Annotated in this window: 19 protein-coding genes; 6 read left to right on the plus strand and 13 right to left on the minus strand. The window is 73.7% G+C overall.

The window, feature by feature from the left end; genetic code table 11:
• Positions 1-78: 78 nt before the first annotated feature.
• From ABEA77_RS15230 to deoC, 3 genes are read right to left on the minus strand one after another with little or no spacing between them, the layout of a single operon-like run.
• Complete coding sequence (locus ABEA77_RS15230; protein WP_345646788.1) at positions 79-984, minus strand: aldehyde dehydrogenase family protein; 906 nt, start codon at positions 982-984, stop codon at positions 79-81.
• Positions 977-2,449, minus strand: coding sequence for an aldehyde dehydrogenase family protein (locus ABEA77_RS15235; protein WP_345646790.1), 1,473 nt, complete (start codon positions 2,447-2,449; stop codon positions 977-979). The genes ABEA77_RS15230 and ABEA77_RS15235 overlap by 8 nt, the downstream gene beginning before the upstream one ends.
• A 5-nt stretch (positions 2,450-2,454) precedes the next feature.
• On the minus strand, positions 2,455-3,408 hold the full coding sequence (deoC, locus tag ABEA77_RS15240) for a deoxyribose-phosphate aldolase (protein ID WP_345646793.1): 954 nt from the start codon (positions 3,406-3,408) through the stop codon (positions 2,455-2,457).
• Between the two features lie 217 nt (positions 3,409-3,625).
• Here deoC and ABEA77_RS15245 point away from each other — a divergent pair, with 217 nt between their 5' ends.
• Positions 3,626-4,327, plus strand: coding sequence for a PH domain-containing protein (locus tag ABEA77_RS15245; RefSeq protein ID WP_345646795.1), 702 nt, complete (start codon positions 3,626-3,628; stop codon positions 4,325-4,327).
• A 206-nt stretch (positions 4,328-4,533) separates the two neighbouring features.
• Here ABEA77_RS15245 and ABEA77_RS15250 read toward each other — a convergent pair whose 3' ends face one another.
• The 3 genes from ABEA77_RS15250 to ABEA77_RS15260 all read right to left on the minus strand — a co-directional run bounded on the left by ABEA77_RS15250 (position 4,534) and on the right by ABEA77_RS15260 (position 7,873).
• Positions 4,534-6,186, minus strand: coding sequence for a phospho-sugar mutase (locus ABEA77_RS15250; protein WP_345646797.1), 1,653 nt, complete (start codon positions 6,184-6,186; stop codon positions 4,534-4,536).
• Between the two features lie 110 nt (positions 6,187-6,296).
• Positions 6,297-7,133 (minus strand): purine-nucleoside phosphorylase, encoded by an 837-nt coding sequence (locus ABEA77_RS15255; protein ID WP_345646800.1) that lies wholly within the window; start codon positions 7,131-7,133, stop codon positions 6,297-6,299.
• 302 nt (positions 7,134-7,435) lie between these two features.
• Positions 7,436-7,873, minus strand: a complete 438-nt coding sequence (locus ABEA77_RS15260; protein ID WP_345646803.1) for a gamma-glutamylcyclotransferase family protein — start codon at positions 7,871-7,873, stop codon at positions 7,436-7,438.
• A 237-nt stretch (positions 7,874-8,110) separates the two neighbouring features.
• On the opposite strand from ABEA77_RS15260, the gene ABEA77_RS15265 reads away from it, so the two are divergent.
• Positions 8,111-9,550 (plus strand): NAD(P)H-quinone dehydrogenase, encoded by a 1,440-nt coding sequence (locus ABEA77_RS15265; RefSeq protein WP_345646806.1) that lies wholly within the window; start codon positions 8,111-8,113, stop codon positions 9,548-9,550.
• A 186-nt stretch (positions 9,551-9,736) separates the two neighbouring features.
• On the plus strand, positions 9,737-10,723 hold the full coding sequence (locus ABEA77_RS15270) for a DeoR/GlpR family DNA-binding transcription regulator (protein ID WP_345646808.1): 987 nt from the start codon (positions 9,737-9,739) through the stop codon (positions 10,721-10,723).
• A gap of 63 nt (positions 10,724-10,786) precedes the next feature.
• Here ABEA77_RS15270 and ABEA77_RS15275 read toward each other — a convergent pair whose 3' ends face one another.
• Both ABEA77_RS15275 and ABEA77_RS15280 read right to left on the minus strand, forming a co-directional pair.
• A complete protein-coding gene (locus tag ABEA77_RS15275; RefSeq protein ID WP_345646810.1) occupies positions 10,787-11,404 on the minus strand; it encodes a TetR/AcrR family transcriptional regulator in 618 nt (205 codons plus the stop codon).
• Positions 11,405-11,526: 122 nt separating this feature from the next.
• Positions 11,527-13,281: an acetyl/propionyl/methylcrotonyl-CoA carboxylase subunit alpha gene (locus tag ABEA77_RS15280; RefSeq protein ID WP_345646813.1), complete on the minus strand. Its 1,755-nt coding sequence runs from the start codon at positions 13,279-13,281 to the stop codon at positions 11,527-11,529.
• Between the two features lie 370 nt (positions 13,282-13,651).
• On the opposite strand from ABEA77_RS15280, the gene ABEA77_RS15285 reads away from it, so the two are divergent.
• Positions 13,652-14,167, plus strand: a complete 516-nt coding sequence (locus ABEA77_RS15285) for a hypothetical protein (RefSeq protein ID WP_345646816.1) — start codon at positions 13,652-13,654, stop codon at positions 14,165-14,167.
• Here the strand turns inward: ABEA77_RS15285 and ABEA77_RS15290 are convergent.
• From ABEA77_RS15290 to ABEA77_RS15305, 4 genes are all read right to left on the minus strand, one after another.
• Positions 14,111-14,713, minus strand: a complete 603-nt coding sequence (locus tag ABEA77_RS15290; protein ID WP_345646819.1) for a nucleoside triphosphate pyrophosphatase — start codon at positions 14,711-14,713, stop codon at positions 14,111-14,113. The genes ABEA77_RS15285 and ABEA77_RS15290 overlap by 57 nt on opposite strands.
• Before the next feature lie 123 nt (positions 14,714-14,836).
• Positions 14,837-14,965 (minus strand): morphogenic membrane protein MmpB, encoded by a 129-nt coding sequence (mmpB, locus tag ABEA77_RS15295; protein ID WP_345646822.1) that lies wholly within the window; start codon positions 14,963-14,965, stop codon positions 14,837-14,839.
• 72 nt (positions 14,966-15,037) lie between these two features.
• A complete protein-coding gene (locus ABEA77_RS15300; RefSeq protein ID WP_345646825.1) occupies positions 15,038-15,253 on the minus strand; it encodes an acyl-CoA carboxylase epsilon subunit in 216 nt (71 codons plus the stop codon).
• A gap of 50 nt (positions 15,254-15,303) precedes the next feature.
• Positions 15,304-16,926 (minus strand): acyl-CoA carboxylase subunit beta, encoded by a 1,623-nt coding sequence (locus tag ABEA77_RS15305; RefSeq protein ID WP_345646828.1) that lies wholly within the window; start codon positions 16,924-16,926, stop codon positions 15,304-15,306.
• Positions 16,927-17,023: 97 nt separating this feature from the next.
• On the opposite strand from ABEA77_RS15305, the gene ABEA77_RS15310 reads away from it, so the two are divergent.
• Together ABEA77_RS15310 and ABEA77_RS15315 are read left to right on the plus strand one after the other, a co-directional pair.
• Entirely contained in the window at positions 17,024-17,902 is an 879-nt protein-coding gene (locus ABEA77_RS15310; RefSeq protein WP_345646831.1) for a biotin--[acetyl-CoA-carboxylase] ligase, read from the plus strand.
• Positions 17,903-18,292: 390 nt separating this feature from the next.
• Positions 18,293-19,411 carry an adenylate/guanylate cyclase domain-containing protein gene (locus tag ABEA77_RS15315; RefSeq protein ID WP_345646995.1) on the plus strand — a complete coding sequence of 373 codons (1,119 nt, stop codon included), beginning with the start codon at positions 18,293-18,295 and terminating at the stop codon, positions 19,409-19,411.
• Between the two features lie 67 nt (positions 19,412-19,478).
• Here the strand turns inward: ABEA77_RS15315 and car are convergent, their stop codons facing one another.
• A complete protein-coding gene (car, locus tag ABEA77_RS15320; protein ID WP_345646834.1) occupies positions 19,479-23,027 on the minus strand; it encodes a carboxylic acid reductase in 3,549 nt (1,182 codons plus the stop codon).
• Between the last annotated feature and the right edge of the window lie 72 nt (positions 23,028-23,099).

Genomic DNA, 23,099 nt, shown 5'->3' on the forward strand with positions numbered 1-23,099 from the left:
CCGGCGCACCGGCCGGACGGCGCCGACCGGCGCACCGGCCGCCGTGGCCGGTGCGCCCCGTAGCGGCCCGATACGGCCTCAGTACGACGAGCCCGCGACGCCCAGCGCGCCCGTCGGGTGCCAGACCGTCTTGGTCTCAAGGAACGCCGCCATCCGGCGCGTCCCCGGTTCTGCGGCCCAGTCCTCGGCGCCGCGCGCCGGACGCAGCACCCGCTTGAGGTTGTCGGCGGCGGCGACCTCCAGGTCCTTCGCGAGCGCCGCGTCGGCGCCCGTCAGGTCGATGCCGTTGACGTCCTGGTGGGCGGCGAGCGGCGCCGCGATCTCCGCCGTACGCCCCGACAGCATGTTCACCACGCCGCCCGGCACGTCCGAGGTCGCGAGCACCTCGGCGAGCGAGAGCGCGGGCAGCGGCCGGTCCTCGCTCGCCACCACCACCGCCGTGTTGCCCGTCGCGATCACCGGCGCCACCACCGACACCAGGCCGAGCAGCGACGAGGCGCGCGGCGCGAGCACCGCGACCACGCCCGTGGGCTCGGGCACCGAGTGGTTGAAGTACGGCCCGGCCACCGGGTTCGCGCCACCCCGCACCTGGGCGATCTTGTCGGTCCAGCCCGCGTACCAGACCCAGCGGTCGACCGCCGCCTCCACGGCCGCCGCCGCCTTCGCCCGCGACAGGCCCTCCGCGTCCGCGACCTCGCGCGCGAACTGCTCGGCGCGGCCCTCCAGCATCTCCGCGACCCGGTAGAGCACCTGCCCGCGGTTGTACGCCGTGGCGCCCGACCATCCGCCGACCGCCTTGCGCGCGGCGACGACCGCGTCGCGCGCGTCCTTGCGGGAGGAGAGCGGGGCGTTGGCGAGCCACCGGCTCTTCGCATCCGTCACTTCGTACACCCGGCCGCTCTCACTCCGCGGGAACTTGCCGCCCACGTACAGCTTGTAGGTCTTCAGGACCGTGAGACGGCCCTGGCCGCCGCTGTCAGACATCGAGGTACGCCTCCAGGCCGTGGCGGCCGCCCTCACGGCCGTAACCCGACTCCTTGTAGCCGCCGAACGGCGACGTCGGGTCGAACTTGTTGAACGTGTTGGCCCAGACGACGCCCGCGCGCAGCCGGTCCGCGACGGCGAGCATCCGCGAGCCCTTCTCCGTCCACACGCCCGCCGACAGGCCGTACGGGGTGTTGTTGGCCTTCGCGACGGCCTCGTCAGGGGTGCGGAAGGTCAGCACGGAGAGCACAGGGCCGAAGATCTCGTCCTGCGCCACCGTGTGCGCCTGCGCCACGCCGGTGAACAGCGTCGGCGGGAACCAGTAGCCGGAGGTGGGCAGTTCGCACGGGGGCGACCAGCGCTCCGCGCCCTCCGCCTCGCCGATCCCCGTCAGCTCGCGGATCTTCGCCAGCTGCTGCGCCGAGTTGATCGCGCCGATGTCGGTGTTCTTGTCCAGCGGGTCGCCGAGGCGCAGCGTGCCGAGGCGCCGCTTCAGCGACTCCACCACCTCGTCCGCGACGGACTCCTGTACCAGCAGCCGCGAGCCCGCGCAGCACACCTGGCCCTGGTTGAAGAAGATGCCGGTGACGATGCCCTCGACCGCCTGGTCGACGGGCGCGTCGTCGAAGACGATGTTGGCGCCCTTGCCGCCGAGTTCGAGCGTGACCTTCTTGCCGGTACCCGCCACCTCGCGGGCGATCGCCTTGCCGACCTCCGTGGAGCCGGTGAAGGCGACCTTGTCCACGTCCGGGTGGGCGACCAGCGCGGCGCCCGTCGAGCCGTCGCCCGTCAGGATGTTGACCACGCCCCTCGGCAGCCCCGCCTGCCGGCACACGTCCGCGAAGAACAGCGCGGACAGCGGCGTCGTCTCGGCGGGCTTGAGCACCACCGTGTTGCCGGTGGCGAGCGCCGGGGCGATCTTCCACGCCAGCATCAGCAGCGGGAAGTTCCACGGGACGACCTGCGCGGCCACGCCCAGCGGGCGCGGGTCGGGGCCGAGCCCCGCGTGCGCCAGCTTGTCGGCCCAGCCCGCGTGGTAGAAGAAGTGCGCGGCGGCCTGCGGGACGTCGAAGTCGCGGGTCTCCTTGATGGGCTTGCCGTTGTCGAGGGTCTCCAGCACGGCCAGTTCGCGCGAGCGCTCCTGGAGGATGCGGGCGATCCTGAAGAGGTACTTCGCGCGCGCGGCGCCGGGCAGCGCGGACCACTTCTCGAAGGCGCGGCGCGCGGCGCGCACGGCGCGCTCCACGTCGTCAGGGCCCGCGTGCGCGACCTCCGAGAGCACCTCCTCGGTGGCGGGCGCGAGCGTCTTGAGGACCCGGCCGTCGGCGGCCGCGTCGAACGCGCCGTCGACGAACAGGCCGTAGGAGGGCGCGATGTCGACCACGGCGCGCGACTCGGGCGCCGGTGCGTACGCGAACGGCGAGCCGCCCGCGGCCGCGGGGGCGGTGGGTTTCTGCGATGCCATGGTGATCAGTCCACCGTCACGTAGTCGGGACCGGAGTAGCGCCCGGTGCGCAGCTTCTGGCGCTGCATCAGCAGGTCGCCCAGGAGGGACGAGGCGCCGAAGCGGAACCAGTGGCTGTCCAGCCAGTCGGGCCCCGCCGTCTCGCCGACCAGCACGAGGTACTTGATCGCGTCCTTGGTGGTGCGGATGCCGCCGGCCGGCTTCACGCCGATCTGCGTGCCGGTCTGCGCGCGGAAGTCGCGCACGGCCTCCAGCATCAGCAGGGTGTTCGCCGGTGTCGCGTTCGTGCCGACCTTGCCGGTGGACGTCTTGATGAAGTCGGCGCCCGCGAGCATGCCGAGCCAGGAGGCGCGGCGGATGTTGTCGTACGTGGACAGCTCGCCGGTCTCGAAGATGACCTTCAGCCTCGCCCGGTCGCCGCACGTCTCCCTGACGGCGCGGATCTCCTCGAACACCGCGAGGTAGCGCCCGGCGAGGAACGCGCCGCGGTCGATGACCATGTCGACCTCGTCCGCGCCCGCGTCCAGCGCGGAGCGCACGTCGGCGAGCTTCACGTCGAGCGCGGCGCGGCCCGCGGGGAACGCCGTCGCGACGGACGCCACCTTGACGGGGGAGTCGCCGAGCGCGGCGCGCGCGGTCGCCGCCAGGTCCGGATAGACGCAGACGGCGGCCGTGGCGGGCGTGCTCCGGTCGGTCGGGTCGGGGCGCAGCGCCTTCGCGGCGAGCGAGCGGACCTTGCCCGGGGTGTCCGCGCCCTCCAGGGTGGTCAGGTCGATCATCGAGATCGCGAGGTCGATCGCGTACGCCTTGGCGGTGGTCTTGACGGACCGCGTGCCGAGCGCGGCGGCGCGCGCTTCGAGGCCGACCGGGTCGACGCCGGGCAGCCCGTGCAGGAAGCGCCGCAGCGTGGTGTCCGACGCGGCGACGTCGGCGAGCGGGGGTGGGGTGCTGGTGGACATGGTCACAAGCGCAGCATATCTACGCGCGTAGCGGTATGTACAGGGCATGCGGGCGTGCGCGCGGGCGGCTGAGCGGGCCCGCGCGTGCGGTGCGGCGGCGGGCGTACGGGACCGGGGCGTGCCGGGCTCGGCCGGCCGGGGCCGCGCCGGAACCGATGCAGAACCGACCCCGAACTCCCTTCGCCCCTTCGCTCCCGCGTGCGGCAGAATCAGGGGTATGGCACGTTCCGAACAGCACCAGCCCGAGGCCGGCGGGGCCGACTCAGCCGCACCGGCGCAGGCGGCGGACGCGCCCGCGTACGCCGACCGCGTGTACCGCTCGGGCGGCGGCATCGCCGGCGGTGCCCTGGTGCTCGCCCTGGTGCTCTGGCTCGGCATCGACGCCGTGGCCACGGGCGGCGGACGGGTGCCCTGGCTGTCGCTCGCCGCGCTGCTGTTCGTGGTGCCCCTGCTGGTGGCCTTCACGGTGCGGCCCGCGGTCTTCGCGGGCCCGAACGGCGTGCGGATCAGGAACCCGTTCCGCACGATCTCCGTGCCGTGGGGCGCGATGAAGCACATGAAGGCGCGCTTCAGCACGGAACTGTTCACGCGGGACGGCGCCAAGTACCAGATGTGGGCGATCCCGGTCAGCCTGCGCCAGCGCAAGCGTACCGACCGAAGGCTGAGCCGCCTCGAACGCTCGGCGACCGCGTCCTCGGGCTCGCGCCAGTCCGCGCTGACCTTCGCCTCCTCCGACACCGAGCCGAAGCTCGCCCAGGCCGACCAGGCACTGGTCGAGATGCGCGAACTCGCGGACCGCGCCGAGGAGAACGGCGCGGAAGCCGCCAAGGGCGCCCCGGCGGTCCGCTGGTCCTACGAGATCATCGCGCCCTCGGCGGTCGGCGCGATCCTGCTGATCATCCTGCTCGTACTGGGCTGAGGCCGGCACTGCGGAGCCCCCGGGCGCGCGCCCGGGGGGCCGTGCCCGGAACGTGCACCGACTATCGGTCTTCCCGGGCCGGGAGCGACAGCTCTGGTCCGGGTCCTGGGTACGTGTGCCCGTCCACCCTCGACCAGACTGTCCGCACTTCGCATCCCCTCGCGCATGAGGGCTCCGCGGGACCGGCCCCGCGGGGTCTCGGGCCCTCAGAGGCCCGCTGCCTTGGCGAGGTCGTGCTTCAGGGCGGCGAGCAGCTCCGCGGCCGCCGTCCTGGCCGCGGGCAGGGCCTCGGGGGAGGGGACCGGGATCACGGCCTCCAGGTAGCACTTGATCTTGGGTTCGGTGCCGCTGGGGCGGACGATGACGCGGGCGTCGTGCGCGCCGGTCAGGGTGTAGCGCAGGCCGTCGGTGGGCGGCAGGCCGTTCGGGCCGTCCGCCAGGTCCTCGGCGCGCGCGACGGTGAGGCCGGCGAGGTGTGTCGGCGGGTGCTCGCGCAGCCGGCGCATCGCGTCGGCGATCAGGGACAGGTCGGCGACGCGGGCCGACAGCTGGTCCGTGGCGTGCAGGCCGTGCGCGAGCGCCAGTTCGTCCAGCAGGTCGGTGAGCGTCCTGCCCTCGGCCGCCAGGACGGAGACCAGCTCGGCCACGAGCAGCGCCGCCGTGATGCCGTCCTTGTCGCGCACGCCGTCCGGGTCGACGCAGTAGCCGAGCGCCTCCTCGTACCCGTACCGCAGGCCGGGTACGCGGGCGATCCACTTGAAGCCGGTCAGCGTCTCCTCGTGCGGCAGCCCCGCCGCCGCCGCGATCCGGCCGAGCAGCGACGACGAGACGATCGACTCGGCGAACGTGCCCCTGGCGCCCGAGCGGATCAGGTGCGCGGCGAGCAGCGCGCCCACCTCGTCGCCGCGCAGCATCCGCCAGCCGCCGTCCGCCGCCGGATCGGGGACGGCCACCGCGCAGCGGTCCGCGTCGGGGTCGTTGGCGACGACCACGTCAGGCCCGGCCGCGCGGGCCGTGGCGAAGGCCAGGTCCATCGCGCCGGGCTCCTCCGGGTTGGGGAAGGCGACGGTCGGGAACGCCGGGTCGGGCCCGGCCTGTTCCGGCACGACGACGGGCGCGGGGAAGCCCGCCCTCTCGAACGCGGCGAGCACCGTCTCCGTGCCCACCCCGTGCAGCGCCGTGTGCACCACCCGGGCCGTGCGCGGCGAGCCGGGTGTCAGGACGGCGCCGGTGCGCTCCAGGTACGCGTCGAGCACCGAGTCGTCGAGGACCTCCCAGCCGTCCTCGGGGCGGGGGACGCCGGCGAGCGCGGCCACCGCCTCGATGCGCGCGGCGATCGCGGCGTCAGCGGGCGGCACGATCTGCGAGCCGCCGCCGAGGTACACCTTGTAGCCGTTGTCCCTGGGCGGGTTGTGGCTCGCCGTCACCTGCACGCCCGCCACCGCGCCGAGGTGCTGCACCGCGAAGGCGAGCACCGGCGTCGGCAGTGCGCGCGGCAGCAGCGCGGCCCGCAGCCCCGCGCCCGCCATCACCGCGGCGGTGTCCCGCGCGAACTCGGCCGACTTGTACCGGGCGTCGTGGCCGACGACCACGAGCCCCCCGCCCTCGCCCTGCTCCCCGAGGTACGCGGCGAGGCCCGCGGCGGCCCGGATCACCACGGCGCGGTTCATCCGCATCGGACCCGCGCCCAGTTCGCCGCGCAGCCCGGCCGTGCCGAACTGGAGCAGCCCGGAGAAGCGCTCGGCGAGCGCCTCCCGGTCGCCCGCGTCGAGCAGGGCGCGCAGCTCGGCGCGGGTGTCGGGGTCCGGGTCCTCGGCGAGCCACGCCTCGGCGGGTGCGGTCACGGGGTCCTGGGTCACGGTGGGTCCTTCCCGGCGGGTGGGGTGGGTGGCGGGTCGTGCCGTACGGGGGGCGGCGGCGGTCCCCCTCGGGGCGTGCCGTACGGGGCGCGTGCCCCGGCCGCGCGCGGTCAGACGCGGTCGAGCACCCGGGCGAGCAGCGCGCCCATCTGCTGGGCGGAGTCCCGCCCCGCCCTGATGACCTCTTCGTGGTTGAGCGGCTGGCCGCTCATGCCCGCGGCGAGGTTGGTCACCAGCGAGATGCCCAGCACCTCGGCGCCCGCCTCACGCGCCGCGATGGCTTCGAGGACGGTGGACATGCCGACGAGGTCGGCGCCGAGCACCCGGACCATGGCGATCTCGGCGGGGGTCTCGTAGTGCGGGCCGGGGAACATCGCGTACACGCCCTCTTCGAGCGCCGGGTCGATCTCCTTGCACAGCGCGCGCAGCCGCGGCGAGTACAGGTCCGTCAGGTCCACGAAGCGGGCGCCGACGACGGGGGAGACGCCCGTCAGGTTGAGGTGGTCGCTGATCAGCACCGGCTGGCCGGGGCGCATGCCCTCGCGCAGTCCGCCGCAGCCGTTGGTCAGGACGACCGTCTTGCAGCCGGCCGCGACCGCCGTGCGCACGCCGTGCGCCACGGTGGCCACGCCGTGGCCCTCGTAGTAGTGCGTGCGGCCGAGGAAGACCAGCGCCCGCTTGCCGCTGCCGTCGATGCGGTACGAGCGGACGGTGCCGCCCTGGCCCTCGACGACGGGCGGCGGGAAGCCCGGCAGGTCGGCCATGGGGAACTCGGCCTCGGGGGCGCCGAGCGCCCTCACGGCGGGGGCCCAGCCCGAGCCCATCACGAGGAGGATGTCGTGGCTCTCGGCGCCGGACAGCTCGCGCAGCCGGGCGGCGGCGAGGTCCGCGGCGGCGTGGGGGTCGGCGGGGCCATCGGCGGTCGCCGACGTAACAGATGCGTTCACGTCATGAGCCTAGCCGGTCATTCCCTACGCGCGTAGATGAACGAGTGCACGGTCCTGCGATTGTTGCCTTGTCGTTTCCGACGGGTGAAGGGCGGCGACGGCGCGTCCCCGCGGGCGGACGCGGGCCTGCGGCGTCGGCGGGTGAAGTGCGGTGGAGCCTTCCGCGTGCGACCGCGTGCGACCGCGTGCGACCGCGTGCGACCGCGTGCGACCGCGTGCGACGCCGGGCGACCGCGTGCGACCACCGGCGGACGGGCCGTCGACGGCCCCGGCGGGCCCGGCCGGGGCCGCGCCCAGCAGGCTCAGCAGGGCCGCTTGCGCAGCTCCATCACATAGTCGTGCGGCGCGCCGGCCGACTCGGCGGCGTCCGCGATCTCGCCGAGGTAGCGGGCGGACGGCAGCCCGCCCTCGTAGCCGTTGAGCACGTACAGCCAGGACGGCTCCGCGCCTTCGAGGGTGTCGACGCGGACCCGCATGCGCCGGTAGATGTCGAGCCCGACGCCCTCCCAGCGGTCCATGGAGTCCTCGTCCATCGGCGCGATGTCGTACAGGGCGACGAAGACCTGCTCGCGGGGTGCCTCGACGATCGTCGCGAGGGCGCCCTCCCAGCCCATCTGCTCGCCGCCGAAGGTGAGCCGCCACCCGTTGAGCCACCCCGTGCCGCGCAGCGGGGAGTGCGGGGCGCGGCGGGACATCAGCCGCGCATCGAGGTTGCCGGCGTACGCGGCGTAGAGCGACATGGGATCGAGGGTACGGGAGGGGCGGCAGGGGCGTGGGGCGCGGGCCACAACCGGGGTGGCGCGGCGGGGTGGCGCACCCGGCCCGGGGCGCCTGGCGGGCCCCGGGCGGCGGCACCCGCGGCGTGCGGGACAATGAGACACGTATTCCCACACCCCCGGAGGGTCCTCCCGCCCGGGGCACCCAGCAGCCCGGCCGGGGTGAGTGACGGCCGGCAGACGACGCGAGGCTGATTTTTCGTGACCCGGATCGTGATCATCGGTGGCGGACCCGGCGGCTACGAGGCGGCCCTCGCGGGCGCCCAGCTCGGCGCGGAGGTGACCGTCGTCGACTGCGACGGGCTCGGCGGCGCCTCGGTGCTGACGGACTGCGTGCCCTCGAAGACCCTCATCGCGACGGCCGAGGTGATGACGTCCTTCGACTCCTCCTACGAGGAGCTGGGCATCCTCGTCGCGGACGACACGCCCCCCGCCGAGCGGTCGGCGCGGGTCGTCGGCGTGGACCTCGGCAAGGTCAACCGCCGGGTCAAGCGCCTCGCGCTCGCCCAGTCGCACGACATCTCCGCGTCCGTCACGCGGGCGGGCGCGCGGGTCCTGCGCGGCCGAGGCCGGCTCGACGGGCGGCAGGCGGCGGACGGCTCGCGCACGGTCCTGGTGGACCTGCCGGAGGGCGAGCAGGAGGTGCTCACGGCCGACGCGGTGCTGATCGCGACGGGCGGCCACCCCCGCGAGATCCCGGACGCGCTGCCGGACGGCGAGCGCATCCTCAACTGGACGCAGGTCTACGACCTCGACGAGCTGCCCGAGGAGCTGATCGTGGTCGGCTCTGGCGTCACGGGTGCCGAGTTCGCCGGCGCCTACCAGGCGCTCGGCTCCCGCGTGACGCTGGTCTCCTCCCGCGACCGGGTGCTGCCGGGCGAGGACCCGGACGCCGCGGCCGTGCTGGAGGACGTGTTCAGGCGCCGCGGCATGAACGTCATGTCGCGCTCCCGTGCCGCCGCGGCCAAGCGCGTCGGCGACCGGGTCGAGGTGACGCTCGCGGACGGCCGTGTCATCACCGGCAGCCACTGCCTGATGGCGGTCGGCGCGATCCCGAACACCGCGGGCATGGGCCTTGAGGAGGCCGGGGTGGTCCTCAAGCCCTCGGGGCACATCAAGACCGACCGGGTCTCCAGGACGTCCGCGCCCGGCGTCTACGCGGCGGGCGACGTGACGGGCGTGTTCGCGCTCGCGTCGGTGGCCGCGATGCAGGGCAGGATCGCGATGTACCACTTCCTCGGCGACGCGGTCGCCCCCCTCAACCTCAAGTCCGTCTCGGCGAACGTCTTCACCGACCCGGAGATCGCGACCGTCGGCTACAGCCAGGCCGACATCGACGCGGGCCGGATCGACGCCCGCGTCGTCAAGCTCCCCCTGCTGCGCAACCCGCGCGCGAAGATGCAGGGCATCAGGGACGGCTTCGTGAAGATCTTCGCCCGCCCCGGCACCGAGATCGTGGTGGGCGGCGTCGTCGTCGCGCCGCGCGCGAGCGAGCTGATCCACCCGATCTCCATCGCCGTCGACAACAACCTGACGGTGGAGCAGATCGCGAACACCTTTACGGTGTACCCGTCGCTTTCGGGTTCGATCGCCGAGGTGGCGCGGCAACTGCACGCCCGCAAGGCCGCGCAGGAGGGCTGAGGGCGCGGGGCGCGGCCCCACCTGCCGCGCGTGTGCGCCGCGTTGGCCCGGCGGCAGCGGCCGGGCCGGCGCGCGAGGCGGGCCGCCCGACCTCGTATACCACTTACCGGAACCCCGTACGTACAACTTCGGTAATTAGGTGCAAACTGCTGAAAGCAGACGGTCATTGGGGTTACTGTCAGTTCCGTGTTCGCTGCAGAACGTCGTCAATTGATCCTCGAAATGGTGCGCGCCAACGGGGCCGTGTCGCTCCGTGAGCTCGCCCGTGTCGTCCAGACCTCAGAAGTGACCGTACGGCGTGACGTGCGCGCGCTGGAAGCCGAAGGGCTCCTGGACCGCAGGCACGGCGGAGCGGTCCTGCCCGGCGGGTTAGCGCGGGAGTCCGGCCTCCCGCAGAAGTCGCACCTCGCCTCGGCGGAGAAGACGGCCATCGCCGACCTCGCCGCGACCCTCGTGGGAGAGGGCGAGGCCGTGGTGGTGGGCGCCGGCACGACGACACAGGAGCTGGCCCGCAGGCTGGCCAGAGTGCCGGGCCTGACCGTGGTCACCAACTCGCTGCTGGTCGCCCAGGCGCTGGCCCACGCGAACCGCGTCGAGGTGGTGATGACCGGCGGCACGCTGCGCGGTTCCAACTACGCCCTCGTCGGCAGCGGGGCCGAGCAGTCCCTCCAGGGCCTGCGCGTCAGCCGCGCCTTCCTTTCGGGTACGGGCCTGACGGCCGAGCGCGGCCTCTCCACCTCCAACATGCTCTCCGCCAGCGTCGACCGGGCGCTCGTCCGCGCGGCGGGCGAGGTGGTGGTCCTCGCCGACCACACCAAGCTGGCCACGGACACCATGTTCCAGACCGTGCCGACCGAGCTGATCAGCCGACTGGTCACCGACGAGCCGCCCGCGCACGACGAGCGCGCGGCGCGCGAGCTCCAGGCCCTCGCCGACCAGGGCGTCCAGGTCTCCGTGGCGGGTGCGAACGGCGCGGCGAGCGGCGGTGGTGGCGGCACGGGCGAGCAGGCCGCCGAGCGGGGCGGCCAGGCCCCGCTGCCGGGCCAGCGGCGCACCCCGGGCACGCCGGGCCATCTGCGCAGCGCCTCGATGCCGCCTTCCCCGTCCGCGGCCCTCCCGGAACCCGAGCGCGAGCGGGAGCGTGCCCGCGTCGCGGACCTGCGCAGGAGGTAGGGGGATCCGCACGGAAGCCGACGGCGGGCGCCCGCCCGGCCGCCCGCGGGTCCTGCGGCCTCCTCACGGCCCCGCCGGGGCCGCGGGCGGGCGCGGAGAGAGGCCCTTGAGGGTCAACGCGAGCAGCCGGTCCGCGAGTTCGGAGTCCTCGGGGGTCTGCTCGGAGGCCAGCGCGATCGCGTTGGTCAGCTGGAGCAGGTCGTCGACGGACACGTCCTCCCGTACGGCACCGGCCTGCTGGGCCCGGCGCAGCAGCGACTCGCCCGCCGCGCGCAGCGGCGCGTTGCAGCGCCCGAGCGGTGAGGTGTCGTCGTCGCGGGGCGCGGACATCAGCGCCCGTGACAGGCCGCGGTACTCGCCCGCGTACGTCACGAACGCCCGCAGCCAGTCGACCAGCGCGCGGCACGGGTTCACGGACTCGGCCAGCTCGCCCGCCCGGTCGAGGAGCACGGCCAGCGCGTCCTGGAAGACCGCGCTCATCAGGGCCTGGCGGTTGGGGAAGTGCCGGTAGAGGGTGCCGATACCGACCCCGGCGCGGCGCGCGATGTCTTCGAGGGAGGCGTCCGTGCCGTGCGCGGCGAAACCGGCGCGCGCCTCGGTCAGCAGGCGCTCGTAGTTGCGGCGCGCGTCGGCGCGCATGGCCCTGCGCGGCGTCGGGGTCGTCGCCGTGTCCCTCGCCATCTGCCGTGTCCTTCCTGACCGGTTGCCGCGGCTCCCGGCTCCCCGGCGGGGACAAGGATGCCACCGGGCGGCACCGGGGTGTGCGGGCGCCGGGATGTGGTTGTCCCGGCGCCCGTGTTGTTTCAGTCCTTGATCTCGCAGATGGTGGCGCCGGAGGTGAGGGAGGCGCCGATCTGTGCGGTGAGGCCCTTGACGGTGCCCGAGCGGTGGGCGTTGAGGGGCTGTTCCATCTTCATGGCTTCGAGGACGACGACGAGGTCGCCTTCCTTGACTTCCTGGCCCTCTTCGACGGCGACCTTGACGATGGTGCCCTGCATGGGGGAGGTGAGGGCGTCGCCCGACGCGGCGGATGCGGCCTTCTTGGCGGTGCGGCGCTTCGGCTTGGCGCCCGCGGCCAGGCCGGTGCGGGCCAGGCTCATGCCCAGGGACGAGGGCAGGGAGACCTCAAGGCGCTTGCCGCCGACCTCGACCACGACGGTCTCCCGGCCTGTCTCGTCGCCCTCGCCTTCGGGCGTGGGGGCGGCGAACGGCGGGATGGTGTTGGTGAACTCGGTCTCGATCCACCGGGTGTGGATGGTGAAGGGGTCGCTGGTGAAGGCGGGGTCGGTGACGACGGCGCGGTGGAAGGGCAGGGCGGTGGCCATGCCTTCGATGGTGAACTCGCCCAGGGCGCGGGCGGCGCGCTGGAGTGCCTGGGTGCGGGTGGCGCCGGTGACGATGAGTTTGGCGAGGAGGGAGTCCCAGGCGGGGCCGATGACGCTGCCGCTCTCGACGCCGGTGTCGAGGCGGACACCGGGGCCGGTGGGCGGGTCGAAGCGGGTGACGGTGCCGGGGGCGGGCAGGAAGCCGCGGCCGGGGTCCTCGCCGTTGATGCGGAACTCAAGGGAGTGGCCGCGGGGGGTGGGGTCGTCGTAGCCGAGGGCTTCGCCGTCGGCGATGCGGAACATCTCGCGCACCAGGTCGATGCCGGAGACTTCTTCGGTGACGGGGTGTTCGACCTGGAGGCGGGTGTTGACTTCCAGGAAGGAGATGGTGCCGTCGGCGCCGACGAGGAATTCGACGGTGCCGGCGCCGACGTAGCCGGCCTCCTTCAGGATGGCCTTGGAGGCGGTGTAGAGCTGGGCGTTCTGCTCCTCGCTCAGGAACGGGGCGGGGGCTTCTTCGACGAGCTTTTGGTGGCGGCGTTGCAGGGAGCAGTCACGGGTGGAGACGACGACCACGTTGCCGTGGGTGTCGGCCAGGCACTGGGTCTCGACGTGGCGGGGTGTGTCGAGGTAGCGCTCGACGAAGCACTCGCCGCGGCCGAAGGCGGCGACGGCCTCGCGTACGGCGGAGTCGTAGAGTTCGGGGACCTCGTCGAGGGTGCGGGCGACTTTGAGGCCGCGGCCGCCGCCGCCGAAGGCGGCTTTGATCGCGATGGGCAGGCCGTGTTGCTGGGCGAAGGCGACGACTTCGTCGCTGCCGGAGACCGGGTCGGGCGTGCCCGCCACCAAGGGCGCGCCGGCGCGTTGGGCGATGTGGCGGGCGGCGACCTTGTCCCCCAGGTCGCGGATGGCGTGCGGTGGCGGGCCGATCCAGGTCAGTCCCGCGTCGAGGACGGCCTGGGCGAACTCGGCGTTCTCCGAGAGGAAGCCGTAGCCGGGGTGGACCGCGTCCGCGCCCGAGTCCGCCGCGGCCTTGAGGACCTTCGCGATGTCGAGGTAACTCTCCCCGGGCGTCTGCCCGCCCAACGCGAACGCCTCGTCCGCGACCCGCACGTGCAACGCGTCACGGTCCGGCTCCGCGTAGACCGCCACACTCCCGATCCCCGCATCCCGGCACGCCCGCGCCACCCGGACAGCGATCTCGCCACGATTCGCGATCAGCACCTTGCGCACGATTGCTTCCTCCAAATAAAACAAGCTGAGTTTAGGGACTGCCGACACGGCCGTGCGAGCCGTCCCCAATGGTGAGCTCGTCCACACGGAGCGTGATACGAGGTTCGCCCAGGTAACGAAATCCCTTGTGGCACCACGGTACGCCGGGATTCTTCCTCGCACAGTAGCGCCCTGATGTGGCCCACCTCTCTGTGCGACTGCTCCGCGCTGAATCCTGTTTCTTTGTGGGAAGTCCATAAAGGCACCGGGGAGCCGCCCGGTCGTCGGGCCGATTCGTCCGGGCTCGGTGCGACCCCTTGTCCCTCCGTTTACCGATGAGTAGCGTGCGCGGGACGCTCTGTACTCGGGGTAACAGGAAGGGGTGGGCGCCGTGGCTCGCCGACCGGTGGTGTGGGTGGCCTGGGTGGCGGCGGTGTTCGTCGCCGTGGAGGCCGTGGTCCTGGTCGCGGTGGCCGCGCTGCTCTCCAGGGTGGTGGGCGCCCAGCACATGTCACTCGCGGGCCTCAAACCCTCCGCGATGACGCTCGGGGCCTGGGTCGCGTGCGGCATCGGCGCGCTGTTCTCGCTGGTCTGCGCGTTCGTCCTGGCGCGCACCGCCCGCGCCGACCGCGGCCCTGGCCGGGTGGGGCGGATCCTGCTCATCGTCGCCGCCGTCGTCCACGGGCTGCTGGGCGCGGTGGCGTCGGGCCTGCTCGGCTGGGGCGTGTTCGCGGTGCTGATGGCCGGCCTCGGGCTGCTCGTGTGGGTGCTGCTGTCCTACGGGCCGCCGCGTGCCGAGGCGGCGCGCGGCTCCGGCGGGCCGGAGCCCGGCGCGGGCATTCCGCGCCAGTCAGGCCCAGAGGTCCGTGAGGGACCCTCCCACCTCGTGGAGAAGCCGGCGGAATAGCGGCAGCGAAAGGCCGATCACGTTCGACGGGTCGCCCTCGACGCCGTCCACGAACGGCGCCGAGCGGCCGTCGAGGGTGAACGCCCCGGCCACGTGCAGGGGTTCGCCCGAGGCGACGTACGCGGCGACCTCGGCGTCGGTCGGCGTCCCGAACCGCACGGTGGTCGACGCGGTCGCCGCCGCGCGCCGCCCGCTCGCCGTGTCGATCAGGCAGTGGCCGGTGCGCAGCACGCCCGAGCGGCCCCGCATCGCCTTCCAGCGCGCGGTGGCGTCCTCGGCGTCCACGGGCTTGCCGAGGGCCTCGCCTTCGAGGTCGAGCACGGAGTCGCAGCCGACCACCAGCGCCCCTGCGGCCTCGGGCCGCGCCGCCACGCTCGTGGCCTTCGCCTCGGCGAGCAGCAGGGCGAGTTCGCCCGGCGTGGGCGCGGAGAGCGCCTCCTCGTCGACGCCGCTGACGATCACCTCGGGGGTGAACCCGGAGGCCCGCAGCAGGCCGAGGCGGGCGGGGGACTGCGAGGCGAGGACCAGGCGGCGGGGTTCTGTCATGGCCCCGAGGCTATCGGCCCCCGCGGCCCGGTACGCACCCGCCGGTCCCGCGCCCACCCCGGCCCGGAGCCCCGCGGCCGGGCACCGCACCGCGCCCCGGACCCGGCGCGGGCCCGCCCTGCCTCACAGCAGCCCGACCGCCAGCATTGCGAGCACCATCCCCAGCGCGATCACGATCCCCGCGCGCCGCAGCATCGTCTGCGCGTCACGCATCTCCTTCGGGGGGCCTTCTTCGGGATCGGACCAGAGCATGCGACTGATGGTCCGCCGCCCGCCCCTCCCCGCGCCTGAGTACGCGTACTCACCGGGGCGCGGCCCCGCCCGTCACCCGGGCCAGTACGTGTGCGCCCACGAGCGCGGGCCGGGACTCGGCACCCGGGTGCGGGCGATCCGCGCGGGCGCCGCCCACTCGGCCCGCCCGCCCGGGGACGGCGGCTCGGCGCCCGCCGCGCCCGCCGCGCCCGCCGCGCCGGCCCGGACGACCGCGACCGCCGCGGCCAGCTCCTCGGGTGTCGGATTGCCCCGTATCACCTTGATCATCGATGGCCTCCGCTCCTCTCGCGGCCCGCTACAGCGGGACGGTGCCGTGCTCACAGCGGGATGTTGCCGTGCTTCTTCGGCGGCAGCGCCTCGCGCTTCGTGCGCAGCTGCCGCAGCGCCTTCACCACGTGCGCCCGGGTGTCGGACGGCAGGATCACCGCGTCGACATAGCCGCGCTCCGCCGCCACGTACGGGTTGAGCAGGGTGTCCTCGTACTCCTGGATCAGCTCGGCGCGGCGGGCCTCCTGCGCGGCGGCGTCGCCCGCCTCGGCGATCGTGCGCCGGTGCAGGATGCCGACCGCGCCCTGCGCGCCCATCACGGCGATCTGCGCCGTCGGCCAGGCCAGGTTGACGTCGGCGCCGAGGTGCTTGGAGCCCATCACGTCGTACGCGCCGCCGAACGCCTTGCGGGTGATCACCGTGATCAGCGGGACCGTCGCCTCCGCGTACGCGAAGATCAGCTTGGCGCCGCGCCTGATGATGCCGCCGTACTCCTGGTCCACGCCCGGCAGGAAGCCCGGCACGTCCACGAAGGTCAGCACCGGGACGTTGAACGCGTCGCAGGTGCGGACGAAGCGCGCCGCCTTCTCGCTCGCGTTGATGTCGAGGCAGCCGGCCAGCTGCGTCGGCTGGTTGGCGACCACGCCGACGGGGAAGCCCTCGATCCGGCCGAAGCCCGTCACGATGTTCGGCGCGAACATCGCCTGCGTCTCCAGGAACTCCCCGTCGTCCAGGACGCGTTCGATGGCGCTGCGCATGTCGTACGGCTGGTTCGCCGAGTCCGGGATCAGCGTGTCGAGCTCGCGGTCCTCGTCGGTGGGCTCCAGCGACGCCTCCTCGGGGAAGGCGGGCGGCTCGGTCAGGTTGTTCGACGGGAGGTACGACAGGAGCGACTTGACGTACTCCATCGCGTCCTTCTCGTCGCCCGCCATGTGGTGTGCCACGCCCGAGGTGGTGCTGTGGGTGCGCGCGCCGCCCAGCTCCTCGAAGCCGACGTCCTCGCCCGTCACCGTCTTGATGACGTCGGGGCCCGTGATGAACATGTGCGAGGTCTGGTCGACCATCACCGTGAAGTCGGTGATCGCGGGCGAGTAGACCGCGCCGCCCGCGCACGGCCCCACGATCACGCTGATCTGCGGGACGACGCCCGACGCGTGCACGTTGCGGCGGAAGATCTCCGCGAAGAGGCCGAGCGCGACCACGCCCTCCTGGATGCGGGCGCCGCCGCCGTCGTTGATGCCGATCACCGGGCAGCCGGTCTTCATGGCGAAGTCCATGACCTTGACGATCTTCTCGCCGTAGACCTCGCCGAGCGACCCGCCGAAGACCGTGAAGTCCTGCGAGTACACGCACACCGGGCGGCCGTCGACCGTGCCGTAGCCGGTGACCACGCCGTCGCCGTACGGGCGCTTCTTCTCGATGCCGAAGTTGGTGGACCGGTGCCTGGCGAACTCGTCGAGTTCGACGAACGAGCCCTCGTCGAGCAGCAGGCCGATCCGCTCACGCGCCGTCAGCTTGCCCTTGGCGTGCTGCTTCTCCACCGCGACCGCCGTGCCGGCGTGCGTCGCCTCCTCGATACGCCGGCGCAGGTCGGCGATCTTCCCCGCGGTGGTGTGCAGGTCGGGGCCCGCGCCCTCCGCGGTGTTCTGGTCCGGCTCGGTCGGCTGGGTCATCGGCAACGACTCCTACTGATCCGTAACTTGTTTCCGTAGCGTATCGGCGGCCCCACGGTTCGGCAGTGCGGCGTTTGCCACACATAGTCTGGCCTGCATGACCGATCCGAACACCTCGGGAAGCCGCTGGTCCGACCTCGACCGGCCGCCCCTGAACGCCGAAGGCCTGCGGCGGGCGCTGATCAGGCCCGGCACCCTGTGGACCTCGCTCGACGTGGTCGACGCGACCGGCTCGACCAACTCCGACCTCGCGGCGCGGGTGGCGGGGAGGGCCGGGGACGCGCCCGCCGAGGGGGCCGTGCTGGTCGCGGAGGAGCAGACCGCGGGCCGCGGCAGGCTCGATCGGACCTGGAGCGCCCCCGCGCGCTCCGGCCTCTTCTTCTCCGTGCTGCTGCGGCCGGGAGACGACGTGCCCGCAGCCCGCTGGGGCTGGCTGCCGCTGCTGACCGGCGTCGCCGTCGCGACCGGCCTCGCCAGGGCCGCGGGCGTCGACACCTCCCTCAAATGGCCCAACGACCTGCTGGTCTCCGTCGACGGCGAGGAGCGCAAGGCCGGCGGCATCCTCGCGGAGCGCGCGGGCGAGGACGCCGTCGTCGTCGGCATCGGCCTCAATGTCTCGCTGCGCGCCGCCGAGCTGCCGGTGCCCACGGCCGGCTCGCTGGCCCTCGCGGGGGCCGTGTCCCTCGACCGGGAGACGCTGCTGCGCGCCGTCCTGCGCTCCATCGAGCAGTGGTACGGGGACTGGCGCGCGGCCGGCGGCGACCCGGCCGCCTCCCGCCTCCAGGAGGCGTACGCGGCGGGCTGCGCCACCCTCGGCCGCCGGGTCAGGGCCGAGCTGCCCGGCGCGCGCACGCTGACGGGCGAGGCCGTCGCGATCGACGGCGACGGCCGGATCGTGCTGGCCACGGAGACCGGGCTGCGCGAGCCGGTCGCGGCGGGCGACATCGTCCACCTGCGGACGGCCGACGCCGACTGAGCACCGGCGCGGCGCGGGCCCGTGCGCCCCGCGCCCCGGCGCACGGGGCGGCCCGGCCCGCGCCGCCCGGCCCCCTGAGCGGGGGAGCAGGCCGCACGGGCGGGACGTGAGCCAGGGCACACCTGCCGTATCGTTGAGGCAGTTCACGAAGATCGGTCACAGGATCGGCAGGACAGTGCGCAGGGAACGGGCAGGAGGCGGCTGGTGACCGTCGACGACACGAATTCCGGCGCGGACGACCCGCAGGACCCGCCGGACGCCGCCGGCGACCCGCCGACCCCCGACGAGCCCGCGGACCGGTCCGCGCCGGGGCCGGGTGCGGCAGGGCAGCGCGACGGAGCGCAGGCCCCCGCGGACGGTGACGGGGAGGACGGCCCCGGACCGCGGGCCGTGAGCGGCGAGCACCCCTTGCCGCACCACGTCGTGGAGCACACGGCGGAGCCGACCGACAATCCGCTCGCGATCCGCCTCGAACACCTGATCCTCGGCGCGGAGCGCCAGTACACGCCGTTCCAGGCCGCCCGCACGGCCGGCGTCTCCATGGACCTCGCCTCGCGGTTCTGGCGCGCCATGGGCTTCGCGGACATCGGCCAGGCCAAGGCGCTGACCGAGGCGGACGTCCTCGCGCTGCGCCGCCTCGCGGGCCTGGTCGAGGCGGGGCTGCTGAGCGAGCCGATGGCCGTGCAGGTCGCCCGGTCCACCGGGCAGACCACGGCGCGCCTCGCCGAGTGGCAGATCGACTCGTTCCTCGAAGGGCTGACCGAGCCGCCGGAGCCGGGCATGACCCGCACCGAGGTCACGTATCCGCTGGTCGAGCTGCTGTTGCCGGAGCTTGAGGAGTTCCTGGTCTATGTGTGGCGGCGGCAGCTCGCCGCGGCCACCGGGCGGGTCGTCCAGGCCGGCGACGACGACGAGATGGTCGACCGGCGGCTCTGCGTCGGCTTCGCCGACCTCGTCGGCTTCACCCGTCTGACCAGGCGCCTCGAAGAGGAGGAGCTCGGCGAGCTGGTCGAGGCGTTCGAGACGACCGCGGCCGACCTGGTCGCCGCGCACGGCGGCCGCCTGATCAAGACCCTCGGCGACGAGGTGCTGTTCGCCGCGGACGACGCGGGCATCGCCGCGGAGATCGCGCTGCGGCTGATCGAGACCATGACCCATGACGAGACGATGCCGGCGCTCCGCGTCGGCATCGCCTTCGGCACGGTCACCACGCGCATGGGCGACGTCTTCGGCACCACCGTCAACCTCGCGAGCCGGCTCACCTCGATAGCCCCGCGCGACACGGTCCTGGTCGACGGCGCCCTCGCGGAGGAGCTGATCCGCACGGGCGAGGCCCCCGAGTCCGAGGCGCTCGCCGCCGAGGAGGCGGCCACCGCGGAGAAGGAGGGCACCGAGCCGCCCGCGTACCGCTTCGGGCTCCAGCCGATGTGGCAGCGGCCGGTGCGCGGCCTCGGCGTGGTGGAGCCCTGGCTGCTGGCCCGCCGCCCCGCGGGCGGCACGGAGGAGTGACGCGGGGCGGGGCGCCGCGCCCCGCCCCGCCGGCCGTCGACAGCAGCCCGCCAGGCCGCGGGAGCGGTCAGAGCAGCCCGAGCTGCCGCAGGTCGCTGACGTACTTGGTGATCAGCTCGGGGGTGACGTGCGGGATGTCGTCGTACCCCTCGATGTCCGCCGCGCGCACCGCGCGGCGGAACTCGTCCGCGGGCGCCGCCCCCCGGTCGAGGGGGACGCCCGGCGTCCCGTACGAGTGCAGCAGCGGCAGCAGGGACTGCCTGCGCTGCGCCTCCGGCAGGGCGCGCAGCGCGGTGGAGAACCGGCCGAGCCACTCGTCGTAGTCGTCGATCCTGGTCATGGCCAGGCCGTCCGCCGCGAGCCAGTCGACGTACGTGTCGAGGGAGAGCCCGTCCTGGTGCGGGTTGAGCACGTGGTACGTGCGGTACCCCGCGGTGTTGGCCGCGCCGATGACGTCGACGGCCCGCGCGCTGAAGTCGGCGGGCAGCCCGTCGTAGTGGGCGCGCTGCCGGTTGCCTTCCCGGTCGAGCCGGTAGAAGGACTTCGGCGCGACGCCCGTGGCCACCAGGCTCAGGATGAGCCGGGTGAACATGTCGGGCAGGTTGAGCTGCCCCGTGTAGCGGCTGTGCGTGAGGATCATGTCCGAGCGGAACACCGACACCGGCAGCCCGCACTTCTCGTGCGCCTCGCGCAGCAGCACCTCGCCGGCCCACTTGCTCATCGCGTAGCCGTTGGCGTACGAGTCGTCGCACTTGCGCACCGGGCTGAGTTCGCGGATGTCGGAGACCTCGTCGAACGCCTCCTGGTCGACCTGGTCGCCCACGGCGACGGTGGAGACGTTGGTGAACGGCTTGATCCGCCCGGTCACGGCGAACCTGATCAGCTCCGCGGTGCCGACCACGTTCGGGCCGAACAGCTGCTCGTACGGCAGGACGTGATTGACGAGGGCGCCCGGGTGCATGACCACGTCGACCTCGCCCGCGAGCCTGTCCCAGGTCGCCCGGTCGAGCCCGAGGCGCACCTCGCCCAGGTCGCCCGCGACCACCTCCAGGTGGTCCGCGGCCAGCTCCCGGTAGTGGCGCAGGAGTTCCTGGTCGCCGGTGTCGAAGGTGTCGTCGAGCCGCCTGCGGGCCGCCGCGTCGTCGGCGCCGCGCACGACGCACACCAGCTTCCCGCCGCGCTCGGCGAGACGTTCGAGCCAGTCGACGCACATGAACCGGCCGAGGTAGCCCGTCGCGCCGGTCAGCAGCACCGTGCGCGGCGGCTCGCCGCCCGGCCGCGGCAGCGCGGCGGCGGCGTCGAGGACCGCGGGGTCGATGAACTTCTCCAGGCTCAGGTCCGCCGCGTGGACCTCGACGGCGTCCGCGCCGTGCACGGAGGTGAACGTGGGGCGGTCCGCGCCGGTGGCGAGCCTGGCCTCCACGTGGTCGGCGAGCGAGCGCAGGGTGGCCGCGGGGCCGATCACCAGGCCCACCGGCACCTCGACGCCGAAGGTCTCCTTGAGCAGGTTCGAGAACGACAGCGCGGACAGCGAGTCGCCGCCCAGGTCGGTGAAGCGCACACCCGGGTGCACGTCGGTGCCCGAGCAGCCGAGGAGCGCCTGAGCGGCGCGCGCGACCGTCTCGTACACCGGCTGGTCGGCGCCGCCGTGGCGCAGCGCGCGCAGCTGCTCGCTCTGGCTGCGGGCGAGTTCGGCGTAGAGGGCTTCGAGGCGCTCGCCGTAGCGCTCCCGCAGCCGGGGCCGCAGCAGCTTCCTGAGGTCGGAGAGCATGCCGTTCGCCGTCGTGAAGGGCTCGGTCTCGACCAGGAAGTCACGCGGGGTCTCGTACGACTCGAGGCCGGTCTCCTGCGCGGTGCGCTGCAGCGCGTCGGCCAGCAGGCGCTTGAGGGCGTCGGGCCCCTCGGCGGCGCGCAGCGCCGGCTCCGAGGGCACGACGACGGCGAGCAGGTACGGCTGCTCGCTGCTGCCGTACACGTAGATCTGGCGGATCAGCGGGTTCGAGGTGAACACCGACTCGACCTTGGAGACCGCCACGAACTCGCCCTGGGACAGCTTCTGGACGTTGTTGCGCCGGTCCAGGTAGACGAGCTGGTCGGGGCCGACCTCGGCCATGATGTCGCCGGTCTTGTAGAAGCCCTCGTCGTCGAAGACGGAGGCGGTCACGTCGGGCCGCTTGTAGTAACCGGGGAAGATGCTCCGTGTCCGCAGGAGGAGTTCGCCGCGCGGGTGGGGCACATCCGTGTGGAAGTAGCCCAGTTCCGGCACGTCGACGAGCTTGTACTCCAGCACGGGCGGCCGCTGCACCCTGCCGTCCATGATCACCATGCCGGCCTCGGTCGATCCGTAGCCGTCGTGCAGCGGCAGGCCGAGGCAGGACTCGGCGAACGCCTTCATCTCCCGGGAGATCGGCGCGCTGCCGACGACGGCCCGGTGCACCCGGCCGCCGAGGAACCGCTCGCGCAGGTCCGCGAGCAGGGCCGCTTCGAGCTGCTCCTCGTCGGCGAACTCGCCCTCGCGCCTGTCCCGTTCGCCCTGGTACTCCTGGAAGAGCATGTCGAAGATGCGCGGCACGGCGAGCAGGTCGGTCGGCCGGGCCAGCGCGATGTCCTCGAACAGGGTCGACAGGTCGCTGCGCGCCGTGAAGTGGTTGAGGCCGCCCATGCCGAGCGTGGCCAGGATCGAGACGCGGCCGAACATGTGGCTCATCGGCATATAGCTGACGGTCACCGCGGGGACGCCCTCGATGCCGGGGAAGGCGCCGGTCCAGTAGCCCCGCAGGATGCTCTCGCGGTAGATCGCGCCCTTGGGGGCGCCGGTGCTGCCCGAGGTGTAGATGAGCAGGCTCAGCGGGTCGTCGCCCTGGTCGGGCACGTGCAGCGGCACGGCGGGCAGCGACCGGCCGCGCCCGATCAGCTCCTCCAGCGTGACCAGACCCCGCCCGGCCCCGCCGAGGCGGCGCGCGGCGGCCTCGTACACCTCGCGCTCGCCGTCGTCCTCCGGGTGGTGGTCGAAGACCACGATCCGCGGCGCGGACGGGGTGGTGAGTGCCAGCTCCACGGCCTTCTCCAGGCAGGCGGTGCTGGTGGCGAGCAGCCGCGGGCCCGTCTCCTCAAGGATCGGCAGCAGCTGCGACGCCGGCGCGGTGGGCTGGAGGGGCACCTGGGGCGCGCCCAGGTACACGGCCGCGAGGTCCACGGTCAGGTACGAGTCGCTCGTGAAGCCGATGGTGGCCACGAAGTCGCCGGGGCGCAGGGCGGCGTCGGTGCTGTCGGTGCTGTCGGCCTCGCTCGGCGCGGTGGCCCACGCGGTGGCGAGCGCCGCGGCGCGCGACCAGAGCTCGCCGTAGGAGACGGTCTCGAACCTCGGCAGCAGCCGGAGTGTGCTGCGGCCCGACGCGGGGTCTCTCACGACCTCCGTGGCGCGGTGGCCGAGCGCGGGCCGGTCCGCGTAGCCCCGCATGACGCGTTCAATGGTCTGACCGAGCGAGAGGCCGGGCGCCCGAGCGGCCTCCGAGACCGCCTCGGACGGCAGCCCCTCCCGCCGCCACGCCTCGTCCCCGCCCGCGGCGGCCGACTGTTCCCCCTGGTCATCGCTGACCTTCGACTCCGTGCTCACTTGTCCACCAGCTTTGTCTTGTTGCGGTGCCGTGTGCCGAGAAACACCGTCGTTCTCAGAGTTGGTTGCCTC

The organism is Streptomyces tremellae, assembly GCF_039540215.1.
Classification (GTDB): Bacteria; Actinomycetota; Actinomycetes; order Streptomycetales; family Streptomycetaceae; genus Streptomyces; species Streptomyces tremellae.